The 16,314-nt window shown below is 47.9% G+C and carries 14 protein-coding genes; 8 read left to right on the forward strand and 6 right to left on the reverse strand.

The window, feature by feature from the left end; translation table 11 throughout:
* Window positions 1–228 precede the first annotated feature (228 nt).
* Complete coding sequence (locus tag ACO6VG_RS22550; RefSeq protein WP_422451547.1) at window positions 229–2,403, forward strand: carboxy terminal-processing peptidase; 2,175 nt, start codon at window positions 229–231, stop codon at window positions 2,401–2,403.
* Between the two features lie 250 nt (window positions 2,404–2,653).
* Window positions 2,654–2,941: an antibiotic biosynthesis monooxygenase family protein gene (locus tag ACO6VG_RS22555; RefSeq protein ID WP_422138380.1), complete on the forward strand. Its 288-nt coding sequence runs from the start codon at window positions 2,654–2,656 to the stop codon at window positions 2,939–2,941.
* Between the two features lie 64 nt (window positions 2,942–3,005).
* Here ACO6VG_RS22555 and ACO6VG_RS22560 read toward each other — a convergent pair whose 3' ends face one another.
* From ACO6VG_RS22560 to zigA, 3 genes are all read right to left on the reverse strand, one after another.
* On the reverse strand, window positions 3,006–3,374 hold the full coding sequence (locus tag ACO6VG_RS22560; protein ID WP_422134347.1) for an STAS/SEC14 domain-containing protein: 369 nt from the start codon (window positions 3,372–3,374) through the stop codon (window positions 3,006–3,008).
* A 149-nt stretch (window positions 3,375–3,523) separates the two neighbouring features.
* The gene (locus ACO6VG_RS22565) at window positions 3,524–3,955 is read right to left on the reverse strand and encodes a TraR/DksA family transcriptional regulator (RefSeq protein WP_422134348.1); all 432 of its coding nucleotides are present in this window, start codon (window positions 3,953–3,955) and stop codon (window positions 3,524–3,526) included.
* Window positions 3,952–5,151: a zinc metallochaperone GTPase ZigA gene (zigA, locus tag ACO6VG_RS22570; RefSeq protein WP_422410282.1), complete on the reverse strand. Its 1,200-nt coding sequence runs from the start codon at window positions 5,149–5,151 to the stop codon at window positions 3,952–3,954. The genes ACO6VG_RS22565 and zigA overlap by 4 nt, the downstream gene beginning before the upstream one ends.
* Before the next feature lie 426 nt (window positions 5,152–5,577).
* Here zigA and ACO6VG_RS22575 point away from each other — a divergent pair, with 426 nt between their 5' ends.
* The 3 genes from ACO6VG_RS22575 to katG all read left to right on the forward strand — a co-directional run bounded on the left by ACO6VG_RS22575 (window position 5,578) and on the right by katG (window position 9,985).
* A complete protein-coding gene (locus tag ACO6VG_RS22575; protein WP_422410280.1) occupies window positions 5,578–6,516 on the forward strand; it encodes a hypothetical protein in 939 nt (312 codons plus the stop codon).
* Window positions 6,517–6,650: 134 nt separating this feature from the next.
* Entirely contained in the window at window positions 6,651–7,301 is a 651-nt protein-coding gene (locus tag ACO6VG_RS22580) for a DJ-1/PfpI family protein (RefSeq protein WP_422134351.1), read from the forward strand.
* Between the two features lie 503 nt (window positions 7,302–7,804).
* A complete protein-coding gene (gene katG / locus ACO6VG_RS22585) occupies window positions 7,805–9,985 on the forward strand; it encodes a catalase/peroxidase HPI (protein WP_422410276.1) in 2,181 nt (726 codons plus the stop codon).
* Between the two features lie 72 nt (window positions 9,986–10,057).
* Here katG and sstT read toward each other — a convergent pair whose 3' ends face one another.
* Window positions 10,058–11,308, reverse strand: a complete 1,251-nt coding sequence (gene sstT, locus ACO6VG_RS22590; protein ID WP_422134353.1) for a serine/threonine transporter SstT — start codon at window positions 11,306–11,308, stop codon at window positions 10,058–10,060.
* Between the two features lie 849 nt (window positions 11,309–12,157).
* On the opposite strand from sstT, the gene ACO6VG_RS22595 reads away from it, so the two are divergent.
* The 3 genes from ACO6VG_RS22595 (at window position 12,158) to ACO6VG_RS22605 (ending at window position 15,228) form a co-directional block, all read left to right on the forward strand.
* Entirely contained in the window at window positions 12,158–13,204 is a 1,047-nt protein-coding gene (locus ACO6VG_RS22595) for a helix-turn-helix domain-containing protein (RefSeq protein ID WP_422475744.1), read from the forward strand.
* Window positions 13,205–13,399: 195 nt separating this feature from the next.
* On the forward strand, window positions 13,400–14,731 hold the full coding sequence (locus tag ACO6VG_RS22600; protein WP_422134355.1) for an acetyl-CoA hydrolase/transferase family protein: 1,332 nt from the start codon (window positions 13,400–13,402) through the stop codon (window positions 14,729–14,731).
* A 284-nt stretch (window positions 14,732–15,015) separates the two neighbouring features.
* Window positions 15,016–15,228, forward strand: a complete 213-nt coding sequence (locus ACO6VG_RS22605; RefSeq protein WP_422134356.1) for a hypothetical protein — start codon at window positions 15,016–15,018, stop codon at window positions 15,226–15,228.
* Here the strand turns inward: ACO6VG_RS22605 and ACO6VG_RS22610 are convergent.
* Window positions 15,211–15,507: a DUF6482 family protein gene (locus ACO6VG_RS22610; protein WP_422134357.1), complete on the reverse strand. Its 297-nt coding sequence runs from the start codon at window positions 15,505–15,507 to the stop codon at window positions 15,211–15,213. The genes ACO6VG_RS22605 and ACO6VG_RS22610 overlap by 18 nt on opposite strands.
* Before the next feature lie 9 nt (window positions 15,508–15,516).
* Window positions 15,517–16,059 carry a hypothetical protein gene (locus tag ACO6VG_RS22615; protein WP_422134358.1) on the reverse strand — a complete coding sequence of 181 codons (543 nt, stop codon included), beginning with the start codon at window positions 16,057–16,059 and terminating at the stop codon, window positions 15,517–15,519.
* Window positions 16,060–16,314 lie beyond the last annotated feature (255 nt).

The following is a 16,314-nucleotide window of genomic DNA, read 5'->3' on the forward strand; positions in this document are numbered from 1 at the left end:
GGATGGGTCTATGGACCAACTGTCTGGGAGCCAGCAGTGCCAAATGCGCCAAACGCAGTATCACCCGGTAACAAAGCTTTGACAGGCTCTGGACTATTTCCGGTGCAAAATAGGCTGTAACGAACGTTCTGAATATTTTGGTACAAGTGTTTCAGGCACAGTGGGATGGAGTGTCCTATAGTCGATGAACGTCGTCTTAGGCACTCTGTAATAAGGACGTAATCCTTCATGAGCCGAGGCGGCACACCCGATATCGAAAAACGACACGGAGCTTCACAATCCATGATACCGACCCTGCTAAACGCCAGGAAAATACCATCGGTTTTTTTTGCCCTGTTCACCGCGCTCTGTTTAACCACCAGCTCGGTTTTTGCCACTGACCAGAATCTTGAGCGCCCGGTTGAAGAACTTAAGCCCAGCCTGCAGCAGGCCATTGCCAGTGTTAATGTGGTGCAACTGCTGTCACGTAACCATTACCGTAAAATTGAGCTGGACAAAGAGAGTGGTGAAAAAGTATTTCAGCGCTATCTCGATCGTCTGGACCCCAACCGCAGCTTCTTCCTGCAAAGCGATATTGATCAGTTTGCCCCCTACAAAGAAAAGCTCGACAGCTCACTCAAGAGCGGCGACCTGAAACCTGCTTTTGAAATATTCAATCGCTACACAGTCAGGGCAGAAGAACGTGCCCGCTACATGTTGGCTCAGGTCAAGCAGGGAGTCGACAAATTGAACCTGAAAAAGAACGAAGACCTGATTGTTGACCGCAAGGAGCAGCCCTGGCTGGCCAATAAAAAGGCCCAGCGTGACCTCTGGAAAAAGCAGTTCAAGGACAGCGTACTGACCTTAAAGCTGAACAACAAAACCGATGAAGAAATTGCAGATCAATTGAAACGACGTAACACCAACCTCTTACGCCGATTGCATCAGAGTAAAAGTGAAGACGTTTTCCAGACCTACATTAATTCTTTCACCGGGATTTTCGATCCCCATACCCAGTATTTTTCGCCTCAGACTGCCGAGAACTTTGACATTAATATGAGCCTTTCTCTGGAAGGTATTGGTGCAGTGCTGTCTGCCGAGGATGAATACACAAAAGTGGTCAGCATAGTTCCCGGTGGTCCTGCCGATAAAGCAGGCAAGCTGAAGCCCGGCGATAAAATCATCAGCGTAGGCCAGGGCCAGAAAGGCGCCTTGGAAGATGTCGTAGGAATGCGTCTGGATGATGTGGTTAAACTGATCCGTGGTAAAAAGAAAACCCTGGTCAGACTGGAAGTTATTCCGGGGTCCAGCAAAAGCAGCAACACCCGTATTTACGAAATTATTCGTGACAAGGTCAAGCTGGAAGAACAAGACGCGAAAAGTCACATTCTGGAATTTAAACAGAATAATAAAAACAAGCGTATAGGGGTTATCGAAATTCCTACCTTTTACATAGACTTCAAAGCCGCTCAGTCCGGTGATCCCAACTACAAGAGCACGACGCGCGACGTGCGCAAGCTGCTTGAAAAGCTCAAGAAAGAAAACCTGGACGGCCTGATCATAGACCTTCGTGGCAATGGTGGTGGCTCTTTGCAGGAAGCCAATGAGCTGACTGGCCTGTTTATTGATCAGGGCCCAACAGTTCTGGTTCGGGACAGCAGAGGTCGTACCGAGCGTCAGCAGGACCCGGACCCAACCCAGGTCTTCAGTGGCCCCATGGCCGTTGTGGTTGACCGCCTGAGTGCTTCCGCTTCAGAAATCTTTGCCGGTGCCATGCAAGACTATGGACGGGCACTGGTGATTGGTGGTCAGACTTACGGAAAGGGTACCGTTCAAAGCATTCAGCCGCTTAACCATGGACAGCTGAAACTGACCCTGGCCAAGTTCTACCGTATTTCCGGTCAGAGCACCCAGAACCAGGGTGTGCTGCCCGACATTGCCTTTCCATCACTCTATGACGGACGTGATATCGGCGAAAGCAAACTGCCTGACGCCCTGCCCTGGGACACCATCAAGCCAATCCCTTACAGAAAGTATTCAGATATGAAACCTTATCTGCAACCTCTCGATGATAAGCACCGCAAGCGAACAGATGAGGACCCGGATTTCGTCTATCTGAACGAAATGAAGGAGTACCTGTCCCGCTACGAAAATCAGGAAAAAGTGTCGCTGAACGAAGCAAAGCGCAAGCACGAAATCCAGACCATGCGTAGCCAGAGGCTGGCTATTGAGAACCGGCTAAGAAAGGCCAAAGGGGAACCCCTGTTAAACAATCTGGATGAACTGGAAGCAGCCGAGCAGGAAGAATCTTCTTCAGAAATCAAAAAGAAAAAGAAAGAAACAGACGCCTTTATCAAGGAAGCTGGAATGGTTCTGGTGGATCTGGTTCAAATTCAGACAAAACAAAAAACAGCCAACCGTTAATAACCTCTCAGGGCCTGATTTTCAGGCCCTGCCAGCCTGAAGGGCTCAGCCTCCTGAGAGCTACTAATTATACCTTTCGATAAAAAACACTGGTACAATGTCGCTTAATAAAACAAAAGTGCTCTAAACAGGAAGCTATTCCGGGATTTGTTGCAATGTCCACTGAATGCCTGGCCTCTTCTGCAGTGCTCTCTGTTAATAATGCCCATTCACTTCAGGAGTCTTCAAAAACTCCAATCAGGGAACGACCATGTACGCTGTCATTTTCAGAGCTACAGTCAAACAATTGGATCAAGAGTACCTTGAATTGGCCCAGCGCATGCGTGAGCTGGCCCTGGATGAATACGGTTGTATTGAGTTTATAGCCTCTACTGAAGGTGATCAGGAGCTGGCCATCTCATACTGGCCAGACAAAAACAGCATCCATGCCTGGAAGAACAACCCCGAACACCTGATAGCCCAAAAAAAAGGCAAAGCACTCTGGTACCTTGACTACCAGGTGGAAATTGTTGAAGTCCTTCACAAATACCGTGGCTAAAAATCAAATGCCCTAACACCTCTGAAGTGCAATGCTCAAGGAAATCAGCCTGCTCACTTACAACTCAATCCTCTTCCTGAATCCAGAGCTTTGCCGCCTCCAGCTGCTCGTATTTGAAGTGCCTGATTTTTGCGGCAATAAAGTGGCTGGCCATTTTTTCCCTTGCCCCCATCTCTTTTGCATCCGTCACAATGGCAATTTTTCTCAGATGTTTGTGATGGTTTTTCACAAACCGGATGTGGCTGACCAGTGCACCAAAGGATTCCCAGCCGGGAAAGTGATCAGTATGGATAATCAACCCGGCCAGCCCTCCTCTCTCTTCAATCAAAGGATCAATTTGTCGAGCGGCAGAAATAAAATCCTCTTTTGAAAGAGGTCCATGAGGTTCCAGAAGAGCAATGCCGTCTTTCCTGCCCATTTCAATAGAAAGCATATTCGATCCCAGCCTCCGTATGAATGAAATAGAATTGTACTGCAATCACTATAGGTCGGATTACTGTCTTCTCCAATCCATGTCCTGATGGCATGAAATCAACGTTCTTGTTGAATCTTTACGGCAGCTTATTTCAATAACTGACACCTTCAGTCCCGGTATGACTGTTCCCTGTATTCCATCCGGGCTTTCACTTCAGCACAGTATTCAGCTGTGGGTCTTGCCAGAAGGCGGGGGATTCCTATAGGCTCGTCTGATTCAAGACAGTAACCATAGGTACCTGATCGTATACGCTCCAGTGACTGTCTGATCTTGGACAGCAATTTTTGTTCTCGATCTAAAATCCGCAACGAAGTACTGCACTCTTCTTCCCAGGATGCTCTATCACTGTCATCGTTCAATTCCGGTGGGCTGGCCATTTGACTTTTGGCTTCCTGAATCCGAGCTTCTGTCGATTCGTGAAGCAGTAACAGTTGGTGCTTGAAGAAATCCAGTTGCTCAGTATTCATGTAGTCAGACTCTGCAGCCTGTTTGATCTGATCTTCAGTCAACGTGCATTGTCCCAGTGATGTTGTCTTCATTGACTTTCTCCCCAACCAGGAAAAGGATCACTCAAACTTGCCCAGTACTCTTTACCTTTGAGAACCTCGTCTTCTGTTAACAGGCAATAGTCGAGGGCTTTAGTGATGGCGTGTTGATCCAAACCCTGACCAATGAAAACAAGCTCCTGACGCATATCGCCGAAAGGTTCTACCCAGTTACTCTTGATGGAGGCGAGGGAATCTTCATCGGTGGGCCAGTTCTCTTTCGGGACAGCTTTCCAAAACATCCCTGCGAAACCATAACGTGCAATACCGCCAGCCTGACTCCATTGGCCTGCAAATTCCGGACGGGAGGCCAACCAAAAGTAGCCTTTGGATCGAATCAGTTTTCCATAGTCTCTTGCCGAGTGGAGAAACTGGTAAAACTTTTCTGGATGAAAGGGTCGGCGGGCGGTGTAACTAAAACTTCCAATGCCGTATTCTTCGGTTTCCGGCAAATGTTCCCCGCGCATTTCCTTAAGCCAGCCTGGCGCTGATTGTGCGCGCTCAAAGTCAAACAGCCCAGTGTTTAATACTTCGTCAACATTTACCTGACCATGAGCAATGGGAATGATTCGGGCATTGGTATTGAGTGTTTTCAGAATCGCAGTCAAACGTTCCAGTTCGGGTTGTTCTATCAAATCGGTTTTGCTGATTAGTAGTATATCGGCGAACTCAACCTGATCTACCAATAAATCAGCGACACTGCGTTCATCCTCTTCACCTAAAGACTCCCCGGTTTCCTGAAGGTATTTCGCCTCGTCATAATCCTTGAGGAAGTTCACCGCATCTACCACAGTGATCATTGTATCCAGCGTGGCGACATCAGACAGTGATTCACCCTTTTCATCAGCAAAGGTAAAGGTTTCAGCGACGGGTAAAGGCTCGGAAATGCCGGTGGATTCAATCACCAGGTAATCAAAACGTGCCTCCTGTGCCAGTTTGTTGATCTCCAGCAACAGATCTTCGCGCAAGGTACAACAAATACAGCCATTACTCATCTCCACCAGCTTCTCCTCCTGGTGACTCAGTGAGACTTCGTTTTTTACCTGTGCTGCATCGATATTGATTTCGCTCATATCGTTAACGATAACGGCCACTTTTTTACCTTGACGGTTGTTAAGAATGTGGCTCAGTACAGTGGTTTTTCCTGCGCCAAGAAAGCCTGACAGCACAGTGACGGGTAGTTGAGTCATGACGGATAGTTCCGGTCCAAGTGAATATGCGGTTGAGTACGCCCTGAATTGTTATGTTATATTATAACCATTTAAATTTAGTCAACTACTACTGAATGCTTGTTTTAACCTGAGCCCCGGTCATGATGATCGGGAAATGACAACCTATCTCCAAAAGATTCGGCTTTGGCGGCGCCAACATCTGCCTGGTGTTTACCCTTGTCGTGGGTAAACATCAGTGCCTCTCACAACCGACCCCGATGCCGGTTTTTTTATATCAATTGCATTTTCTGAGTCCCATCAGGGCGAGCCCATGGAAGAGATGCAAGATGCCGTTGAAATCAGCATGGAACTTTTTCATAACTGCCAATGTCTAATTTAAAGAATGATCAGAACTTTTGTACCAAGTTAGAGAGGTTGACCATTTAATTTTTCAAGGAGGACTTGATGATGAGAGAAGCATGGATTCAGCCAGGAAACAATAACAGACTGCTCGACCAATGGCGCGCTAAAATCGGTCAAGAGACAGGGGATACCACTCAACCAACATTTAGTGGCCGGTTTATTGCCAGATACGATAACTTTTTAGATAAAAACTTAATGCTTAAGGTATACAAGGACGCAAAAGAAGCCAGAAGCTTTGATGCCTTTGCCGATAACAGATTAGAGTATCTGGCCCATGAAAAAGAAATGAAATACTACCCAAATTTCCTGGACAGCAGTCCCCACAAGGATCGCTATAATGTGCCAGTGCTCGGGGCATTTTGTTCAGGTGAAATGCTGGCACCCGTTATCGCATTTGACAGGTCTTGTAAATTAGCTGACGAAGATCAGGTGAGAGCCTATCTTGAGAAAAAAAATGTCACTGAATCAGTGGCTGATTTCACCTGTTCCAGCCTGGAAAAAATGGCTCAACTAGGCAATTGGTCCGATCAGAGAGTGCCATTTCACGCCAGCATACTAAAATATACGCTCAATTCAGACTTCCCGGAAATATCGCATCTGGGTTGGCATTATGACTGGACCAGTTTATCAATGTTAACAGTCGTTTCGCCATGCGAGCAGGAAAACGGTACATACTCCGGCGGAGAGCTGTCTTTTGCTGAACGCGCACAAGAAACGTTTTTTTCCAGACTTTATTCTAAGTTTTTTTATACGCCAAGCTACATTCCTGAAACGGTCAAAACGTATTCCTATCCAGAAAGTGGCTGCTTTTTTTTCGAGAACCTCTGGTCGGAACACAAAGTGAACAAGATGAGTCTGGTTGCAGGGGAATCCTGTGAACGCGTCCTGTTTACCCTGTTCGCAAATCCGAATTTAGAACAACTGATGTCCTTTTTGAGCCGAAATTCAGACAAAAATCTGGTGACAAAAGATGGGCTTTGAAGTCAGTGACTTTGAGTGCTGCGAGGGGTTCGAAATTCTCCGAGACATATTTCTCTGCTTTATCGCTTGTCTCGCTGGCCGGGTTTCTTTATATTCGAGAAACTGAATAGCACTCAAATCAAGAATAAGAATCCATGAACATTGCCATCTATATATACGACAATGCAGAAGTACTGGATTTTTCCGGTCCTTATGAAGTGTTTTCAACAGCCAGCCGGGTCTGTGCAGACGGCGAGCCTTTTAATGTCTTTCTGATAGGAGAGACTGGTGAAACCGTTACTGCCCGAGCCGGATACAGCGTGAACCCTGACTATGGGTTCTACAATCACCCCCCTGTTGACTTACTGATGGTGGTTGGCGGTGTCCATCATGCTGAATTGAAAAAGCCTCAGGTACTGGACTGGCTTCGAACTTTTTCAGCCAGTGCACACATGACAACATCCGTTTGTACTGGCGCTTTTATCCTGGCCGAAGCGGGTATTCTGACCGATCAGAAAGTCACTACGCACTGGGAAGATATTCCTGACCTCAGGCAACATTATCCAAAACTGGATGTGGTCTCAGACCAGCGCTGGGTAAAAGACGGCTCTATTATGACATCAGCCGGTATTACCGCCGGAATCGATATGAGTCTTTCCCTGGTGAGTTTGCTGCACAGTCAGGAACTTGCTGAGAAAACTGCAAGACAGATGGACTTTGTATGGATGCAGGAGCCAGAGCAACGCAGGAGCAGTTGCCGCGAGCACCTGAGCAATGAGTCAGAAAATATGATTTCCTATGGTTGAGTACTTACGGGCTTCGATGCAAAACCATCTGGTCGTTTGATCGCAAAGTTTCATGCCTCGGTCAGTTCAGCTTGCTCAGGGACTTTGATCATTGATCCGGAACTTATTGAAGCAGTGATTGACTGAGACTAAAACCTTACTCAAATGAAGTCACTGTTTCATTTGCTTACACAGCCAATGGCTCTTAAACTTCACAATCATCCGATCCTTTTGACTTAAGTCCGACTGCATCTGGGTGGCCTCGTCCTAGGAGCCTGACCGAGAATAGCGCCCGTAGCGAGGACGGCAGAAAATTGAGGATGAAAATTCGGTTTTGTGAGGAGAATAGCGAGCTATTTGACGAACAAAAGCGGATTTTCAGACCAATTTGCTGCCACCGCAGTAGGGCAGTCTATTCTCGGTCAGGCTCCTAGTCAGGCGACCTCTCTGACACTTTCTGAGCGGCTACCTTGACCTTAAGAAGTTTGTTCTGCGTTTCTACAGGAACGAATCGGAGGCTTTGTATGTCTGTTAATCAATGTCCGATTATGCATCATGCCGCTGGCAGTGGTACTTCCAACCAGGATTGGTGGCCCAATCGATTAAATCTGGAAATTCTGCGTCAACACGGTGGTGCTTCAAACCCGATGGGTGCGCATTTCGATTATGCGGCTGAGTTCAACAGCCTGGATTTCGGGGCGGTCAAGACCGACCTCACATCACTGATGACCGACTCCCAGTCCTGGTGGCCCGCCGACTTTGGTCATTATGGTCCTCTCTTTGTCCGGATGGCCTGGCACAGTGCCGGAACCTATCGCAATCTTGATGGCCGTGGTGGTGCAGGAACGGGTAGCCAGCGTTTTGCCCCCCTTAACAGTTGGCCAGATAATGCCAATCTCGACAAGGCCCGTCGTTTGCTCTGGCCTGTTAAACAGAAATACGGCCGAAAACTGTCCTGGGCTGACCTGCTGATTCTGACAGGTAATGTGGCTCTGGAAACAATGGGCTTTAAAACCTTTGGCTTTGCCGGCGGGCGAGTAGATATCTGGGAATCAGAAAAAGATATTTACTGGGGCAACGAGAAAACCTGGCTGGGAGACGAGCGCCACATCGGTGAACGTAATCTGGAAAAGCCACTGGCCGCCGTCGAGATGGGCCTGATCTATGTTAACCCCGAAGGTCCTAATGGCAATCCTGACCCAAAAGCTGCTGCTATGGAAATCCGGAGTACTTTTGCACGCATGGCGATGGACGATGAGGAGACCGTTGCCCTGATTGCAGGTGGCCATACTTTTGGCAAGTGTCACGGGGCGGGTGACCCATCTCTGGTCGGTCCTGAACCCGAAGCAGCAGACATAACCGAGCAGGGACTGGGATGGAGCAGCAGCCATGGATCTGGAAAAGCCGGCGATACCATTACGGGTGGTCCGGAAGTGACCTGGACCAGCCAGCCAACCCAGTGGAGCAACCTGTATTTTGAAAATCTGTTCCAACACGAATGGGAACTGACCAAAAGTCCGGCCGGAGCCTATCAATGGGTGGCCAAAGACAGTGAAGACACTATTCCTGATGCCCATGATCCAACAAAACGTCATCAGCCCACCATGCTGACTACCGATCTGTCACTTCGTTTTGACGCAGCTTATGAAAAGATATCCAGAAACTTTTATGAACATCCGGATCAGTTTGCCGATGCCTTTGCCCGAGCCTGGTTTAAGCTGACTCATCGGGACATGGGACCCATTTCACGCTACCTGGGTCCGGAAGTGCCCAGCGAAGTAATGATCTGGCAAGACCCCATTCCTTCTGTTGATCATGAACTGATCAATAGGGAGGATCAGGCTGTGCTCAAGCAACAGATTCTGGGTTCTACTCTCTCAATCAGTGAACTGGTATCAACCGCCTGGGCTTCTGCCTCAACCTTCAGAGGCTCGGATATGCGTGGTGGCGCCAATGGCGCCAGAATCCGGCTGGAGCCCCAGAAAAGTTGGGAGGTCAACAGGCCAGAACAACTTACTCGCGTTCTGCAGCAGCTTGAAGATATCCAGCAAGCGTTCAATGGTTCTCAATCAGGTAACAAAAAGATTTCCCTGGCCGACCTGATTGTCCTGGGTGGTTGTGCCGCTGTTGAACAGTCTGCTAAAAATGCAGGCTACACTATTGACCTGAAATTCAACCCTGGTCGTATGGATGCTTTACAGCAGCAAACGGATGTTCAGAGCTTCCGGCTACTGGAGCCTCTAGCGGACGGCTTCAGAAACTATCAAAAAAATACTATGGATGTTCCTGCGGAAGCACTTTTAATCGACAAGGCTCAGCTGTTGACCCTGACTATCCCTGAAATGACGGTACTTGTTGCTGGCATGCGTGTTCTGAATACCAACAGTGACCAGAGTCAGCATGGGGTTTTCACCTCTAAATCAGATGCCCTGAGCAATGATTTCTTTATCAATCTGCTGAATATGGACACTGAGTGGAAAGCTACATCGGTGGATGAAAATATTTTTGAAGGACACGATCGTAAAACCGGGGCCAGTCAGTGGAGCGCAACCCGGGTAGATCTGATTTTTGGTTCAAACTCCGAACTCCGTGCAGTAGCCGAAGTCTATGGTTCGGACGACGCCGGTGAGAAGTTTGTTCACGACTTCGCTGCCGCCTGGCTGAAAGTGATGGATCTTGACCGGTTCGACCTCAGGGATTCCTGATTGCTTCAACCAATACAAAAACCGCCAGAATCAGCTGGCGGTTTTTTTTAAGTACTGAAAAATACTTCAGTCTCAGGCATTAGCTTGCCGGATGACATCGACAGCCTGACCATTCTCTTCAGCAGAGATACAGGCTGCAGCAGTGAACAAAACGTCGGTTGAACTGTTCAATGCCGTTTCAGCAGAATCCTGGATAACACCGATGATAAAACCAACGGCAACAACCTGCATAGCCACATCAGCAGAGATGCCGAACAGGCTGCAAGCCAGAGGAATCAGCAGCAAAGAGCCACCTGCCACACCTGAGGCGCCGCAGGCAGACACAGCAGCAATCAGGCTCAGAATCAGAGCCGTTGGCATGTCCACCTGGATACCCAGAGTATTGACAGCAGCAAGAGTCATTACAGTGATGGTGATGGCAGCGCCCGCCATGTTGATGGTCGCTCCCAGAGGAATGGATACAGAGTATGTATCCTCATGCAGGTTCAACTTTTTGCAAAGCTCCATGTTCACTGGAATGTTAGCGGCGGAGCTACGGGTGAAAAATGCGGTTACACCACTTTCACGCAGGCATTGGAAAATCAGTGGGTATGGGTTGCGCCTGAGTTTGGCGAACACGATCAGCGGGTTCACGACCAGCGCAATAATCAGCATACAACCGATCAGAACCATCAACAGCTGCCCGTACTCAGCCAGAGCAGAGAAACCAGTCTGGGCTATGGTGTTGGCGACCAGACCGAAGATACCAAAAGGTGCCAGCTGGATAACAAACCGAACGACGTTGGATACCGCATCGGAAAGGTCATGAATAAAACGCTTGGTGCTATCAGAAGCACGATGCAGAGCAAGCCCCAGTGCGATAGCCCATGTCAGAATACCGATAAAATTACCGGTCATCAGAGCTTCAACGGGATTCTGGACAATGTTGAACAACAGGGTGTTCAGAACTTCACCAATGCCCTGGGGCGGGTTGGCACTGGCTTCATTAGTGACCAGAGTGAGAGTAACCGGAAAAGCAAAGCTCATGGCAACGGCCGTCAGAGAGGCCGCCAGGGTGCCGATCAGGTAGAGGCTGATGATGGGCCTCATGTTGGTGTGCTGACCTTTCTTCTGGTTGGCAATAGAAGCCACCACTAGTACAAAGACCAGAACAGGTGCTATTGCTTTGAGGGAACCAACGAACAGAGAACCCAGCAAAGAGAAAGAGATAGCGGTATCAGGAGCGACGACCCCAAGGCCTGCCCCCATTACAATACCTGCGATTATCCTCAGAACCAGGCTCGTGCTGGCCATGCGTTCGAATAGAGATTGAGTTTCACCCATACCATACCCCACTTTATTTATAATGAAATTGACGCCCTTTCAGACAATCAGTTGACGATCGGGGAAAGGCTGAGCTCCCGGCTTTTGGCTGTTTGCTCATCAATCTTTCCGTACCATTCCCCTCGTCTGAAAGGCCCCTGGATATAACGGAAATCACCTATCGGGCGATCATTTTATAAGCAGTTCACACAAATCAAGTGCCCAAAACTAATGGATCAGGCCCTCTGCATTATTGATATAAGTTATATATTTAGACCGTTATTCTACAGAGTAAGTTCACTATTACTTTTCCGCCAGCTGGCTCAGTGGTCATTTCAGTGGAGGCATTGAGTCACTTTGCCCCTGACCCTGTTGATCTTTATGCGTGGGATAAAAATCAGCTTTACCCATCGTTTATTGGCCTTTAAAGCTTTTTTCCTGTTCATTTATTGAACTCAGCAGTGAGGATAGAGAGTCCGGGATGACACGTCATTGTGGATTGAACGGTAATGGGAAGGGTTTCCCTCGAGACATTAATCAGTAAATCACATGAACAATAGGTATATTCGCTCTCTGACACTGTCTTCTGCCGAAAAAGCAATCACAGCCAAAGGAAGTTAGCTCGTTGTTTGAATCACGAAAGTATCCGTTTCAAGTCTCTTTTTGAGCGGTATAATCTGAAACAGGCATTAAAAGTGCCGAACGACAGTGATGCAAACATTACCACAATGGCAAACACGCCGGAACTTCATGCGCCTTTCGTCGCTGGACTGCCAGTCGCCCCCCAGACCAGGTTGAAAGTTTAATCCATCAAGTTTGCACGTTTAACAGCACACCTCTTCAACGAACCGGAAATTTATGTACCGTAAAATGTCTTTTAACGATTCATCATCGGAAGTGATTAATAAATACCGCGGAACGGTCAGTGGACGCTGGTTTGACCTGATTAATCTGCAATTACAGAAACATGGGGTGGATCCATTACCTCCCGAGCATTTCAATATTCCTCTTGAAAGCTGGTCATACTGCGACAGGCCAGTCCCGGTTGATGGCGCTCGCAGGCTGCTCTACTGGGCCGTGGAGCAAACTGATAACCCGCTGTTACCGGTCGATCTGGGGCTTTCACTCCAACCGCTTGATATCAAGTCGCTGGGTATCGTCTTATGGAGTGCTGCATCACTCAGGCAACGAATTGAAAAACTGGAGATGTATCAATCATTGGTCACGACAACTACCCGAATCATCTTCAATGAAAAAGCCGGGACAGCCACATTATTATTAATTGACAGTGACGCTCTCGATAAACAGGTCAACCTGACCACACATGGCATGATGGCCCTGGTTTCAGCTGTTACCAGGGTAATACGCTGGGACAATGAAGCCAAAATCACGATACACCTGCCATTTGAACAACCGACATACCACAAAAGACTTGAGGGGAAATTGGAAAGTACTCTGAAATTCTCCATGTCTCAGTTTCGCATAGAATTCAGTGTTGATGCACTGGATCAGCCTCTGCGCACCTCTGACCCAGAGCTGCTTCAGGCAAATGAGTCACTGGTTCAGAAAAAGCTGTTAATGATCGAAAAAAGCAACCTTGTTTTAAAAGTCAGTCGCTCACTCCTGGAGTTGAGCCCGCTTATACCGCCAACGACTGGTGAAATGGCAAGCCTGATGAATATGAGCAGTCGTACATTCCAGAGAAAACTGACAGAGCTGGGGCTGAGTTACCGGGAACTGGTTAACAAAATACGCCATGAAAAAGCGATTGCCCTGATTGAGTCCGGCGATACGCCCCTTTCCACTGTCGCCTATGAGTTAGGGTTTGGCGATTTGAGCAGTTTTTCCAGAGCGTTTAAAAGCTGGACAGGTTTGTCGCCAAGGAAGTACCACAATGTCCAATCCTTCAACGTTTAAAAATAAAACGGTACGAAATATGGCTCAAATCAAACCCTTTATTGACAGTCGGTAACAAACAAGTACATGGCGCACTCTGCCAAGTTTTTGATGGAACATTGATGTAAAGTGAAGACCTCAACGTTACCAGACAAGACCCTGAGTTACAGATATTTTCGGGGCGGGTCACTCTGTGCAAATAAAAAAGGAGTCACTATGACTGCTCAATTTGATATCAAAAACTGGCAATCAACCTACGATCGTAAATGGTCACCCCTGGAAAGTGCGGCAAATGAAATCCAGTCCGGGGACAGGGTTTGGATTGGTGGTGCCAATGGTGTTGCTATCCCGGTTCTTAAACAGCTTTGTCATCGTAAAGATGAATTGAAAGACGTTGAATTGTTCGGCGCACTATTAATGTTTCCTTTTGATTTTCTCAAGGCAGAATTTAAAGGCCACATCAATTACAACTGTTTATTTACCGGGCCACTGGAGAGAAAATTTCTGGGACCTCATGGCAATATAAAGATTAATTCTGTGCATTTTTCCCAGACGCAGAGCTTTATGAAAAACATCATGAAGCCGAATGTTCTGTTGATGGAAGTTTCCCGACCTGATGAAAATGGCTTTATGAGTCTGGGTCATATCGGTGCCCTGTTAGGCGACAGCGTGGTCGAAAATGCCGAAAAGGTGATCGTGGTTGTTAACGACCAGGTACCCTATCTTAAAGGTGAAAGTAACTTTGTTCATGTAGACCAGATTGACAAACTGGTTGAATGCAATCACGAACTGCCCTTCGCGCCACAGGCCCAGCCAAGCGAACTGGAACAGAGTATTGCGAGCCACATTCTGCCTTACATTAATGATGGAGACACCATTCAGATCGGTTTTGGCGGACTCTCAGATGCGGTTGCCTATGGTTTGGAAAACAAAAAGAATCTGGGCGTGCATTCGGAAATGATGACAGACTCCCTGCTGCACCTGATTAAAATTGGCGCTATTGATAACAGCAATAAAACCATTGACAAAAACAAACTGGTTTACGGACTGGCTGTAGGAAGTCGGGACCTTCTGGATTTTCTGGATAACAACGACGACACCCATGTCATGCCCCTGTCAACGCTGAACAGGCCGGAAGAAATAGCTAAACAGGATAATTTCATTTCCATCAACGGAGCTTTGATGTGCGACCTGACCGGCCAGATTGCGGCTGAAGGTGTTGGTCTGAACCAGATTTCATGCACAGGTGGTCAGCTTGATTTTGTTCGCGGCGCTGGCATGTCCAAAGGTGGTAAGTCCTTTATCGCCCTGTCGTCTGTCTTCAAAGGCAAAAACGGCCTGGAATCCCGCATTCAACTGACCCTGCCCGCCGGAACACCGGTGACCACACCACGCAGTGACGCTATGTTCATTGTCACAGAGTACGGTGTTGCCGACGTGCACAACAAACCCCTCAAAGACCGTACTGCAGCCCTGATTGCCATCTCTCATCCGGATTTCCGCGAGCCCCTCACTGCCCAGGCACGTGAAGCAGGTCTGATCGACTAAAACGGACATTTTCTCTTCTGCGAACCTTGATTAATTCTGCAAAGGTCGATCGATGCTTAGGCTTTTAAATTGGAGAATGCTATCGTCTCTGAAGAGACGACCATTGTAGAATAGCTCCAGAGGCTTGCTTTGCAAGCCTGGCTCAGATCCCCGCCTTCACGTCCTCGGTGATGATTACGGGGTTTTTAGCGGGGATTCAATAAACGGAGGAGGGCAGGCGATGCAGTCTCACAATCTTCTGGCAGGGCTAGTCATCGGCTTGTTTCTGACGGGGTGTTCTTATCATGGTCGACCAGAAGAAAAGTCGATGTGTACCGAAAGCTGGTATGAGTATGCAGAGTCGAGAGTACCCACAGGCGATGGCATGGGACACGGCCCTGATCCCGGCTCCACGGAATGGCGCTCAGTTGTGGAATTCAGACTCAACTTACGAGATCAGAACCTGTTGCCTGATCGATCAAGCGATCAATGGTGTCGGGCTATCGATCAATTTTTAAAAGCCCATGACGGATAGTTTTACCTTCACCGGAATCGCCTGAGCTGATCATTTCGTCATAGGCTGAAAACATCACCATATCCAGTTGATCCGACAGATCCTTGCCTAAAGTGTATTTGGCCTCGAAAATGCTGTGAAAGACTTTGGGCTTATTTTCTGCACGCTCGGTAAGCCATTCCCTGTCGTTAATCCGGCACAAATAGATGTCACCTTCAGCCGAAATCAGCTCCAGATGCGTCTGCTTTTGGCGAACAACGGCAGTCAGTGTTTTCAGATTCATAACCTTGCCTCACGAATGTTTTCTGAGTAACCAGGATCCCATGAAGGGGTTGTCCAGCCTTTGGCTACTGCCAGCCGGTTCCGCCTCAGGAATGTGAATTGCGATGACGCGCATCAGTTTAGAAACAGAATTGGATTCAACATCCAGCATGACTACAGAGCCACCCTGTTCAAGGTGATCATGGAAAGGCTGGAGCCTGAAGTTGTCACTGGAAGCGCCAATCAACCCCCCCAGCCAAGTCGAGTAACCCAGTACCACCATGCATGCGAAAAAAGTGACCACCGGGGCAACCGGATGCGCCGCCATTAATTCATGGACCGCAAGGCCGGTCAGTACTGTCAGCAGGATACCAATGAGAAAACCTCTCTCACCTGAACGAACCGTGTCGTATTCTTCGATAAAGGACAGATCATTCAAATGCTTTTTCTGCGTCGCCAGATGATCTTTGTGAGCGATGTGGATTCGATTGTGAGAGACCCCTTCAGCTTCGGCAAGGTCGTTCAGCTTTTGGGCGAAGGCGAGGTCAGGCAGACGATAGAGTACTCTTAACATACAAAACACCTTCTTGCGGTGATTAAGTAAGGTCTCAAAACTCAATATTAGAGCTATTACGGATGATTGGCGAATTTGGATCACTTAGAAAGCATCAGGGCTTTTTGGCGCACCTTTCCTTGACAAACTCCCTGAAGGTTCGGTCGGCCAGAGAGGTCACTTTTTTTCGCCAGACCATGACAATTTCCAGTTTTACCGACTTAGTGAAAGTTACAAAGATTTGGTATTTACTTTGCGTGATGGGCTCAGACATTG

Origin of the sequence: Endozoicomonas sp. ALB032, from assembly GCF_049310125.1 — a bacterium.
Taxonomy (GTDB): domain Bacteria; phylum Pseudomonadota; class Gammaproteobacteria; order Pseudomonadales; family Endozoicomonadaceae; genus Endozoicomonas_A.

Coding starts and splice junctions, on each gene's coding strand:
- ACO6VG_RS22560 (WP_422134347.1), bottom strand. CDS start 3,374: ATGCTTTCTATTGAAATGGGCAGGAAAGACGGCATTGCTCTTCTGGAA.
- zigA (WP_422410282.1), bottom strand. CDS start 5,151: ATGACTCAACTACCCGTCACTGTGCTGTCAGGCTTTCTTGGCGCAGGA.
- ACO6VG_RS22575 (WP_422410280.1), top strand. CDS start 5,578: ATGATGAGAGAAGCATGGATTCAGCCAGGAAACAATAACAGACTGCTC.
- ACO6VG_RS22550 (WP_422451547.1), top strand. CDS start 229: ATGAGCCGAGGCGGCACACCCGATATCGAAAAACGACACGGAGCTTCA.
- katG (WP_422410276.1), top strand. CDS start 7,805: ATGTCTGTTAATCAATGTCCGATTATGCATCATGCCGCTGGCAGTGGT.
- ACO6VG_RS22595 (WP_422475744.1), top strand. CDS start 12,158: ATGTCTTTTAACGATTCATCATCGGAAGTGATTAATAAATACCGCGGA.
- ACO6VG_RS22580 (WP_422134351.1), top strand. CDS start 6,651: ATGAACATTGCCATCTATATATACGACAATGCAGAAGTACTGGATTTT.
- sstT (WP_422134353.1), bottom strand. CDS start 11,308: ATGGGTGAAACTCAATCTCTATTCGAACGCATGGCCAGCACGAGCCTG.
- ACO6VG_RS22605 (WP_422134356.1), top strand. CDS start 15,016: ATGGTCGACCAGAAGAAAAGTCGATGTGTACCGAAAGCTGGTATGAGT.
- ACO6VG_RS22600 (WP_422134355.1), top strand. CDS start 13,400: ATGACTGCTCAATTTGATATCAAAAACTGGCAATCAACCTACGATCGT.
- ACO6VG_RS22565 (WP_422134348.1), bottom strand. CDS start 3,955: ATGAAGACAACATCACTGGGACAATGCACGTTGACTGAAGATCAGATC.
- ACO6VG_RS22610 (WP_422134357.1), bottom strand. CDS start 15,507: ATGAATCTGAAAACACTGACTGCCGTTGTTCGCCAAAAGCAGACGCAT.
- ACO6VG_RS22555 (WP_422138380.1), top strand. CDS start 2,654: ATGTACGCTGTCATTTTCAGAGCTACAGTCAAACAATTGGATCAAGAG.
- ACO6VG_RS22615 (WP_422134358.1), bottom strand. CDS start 16,059: ATGTTAAGAGTACTCTATCGTCTGCCTGACCTCGCCTTCGCCCAAAAG.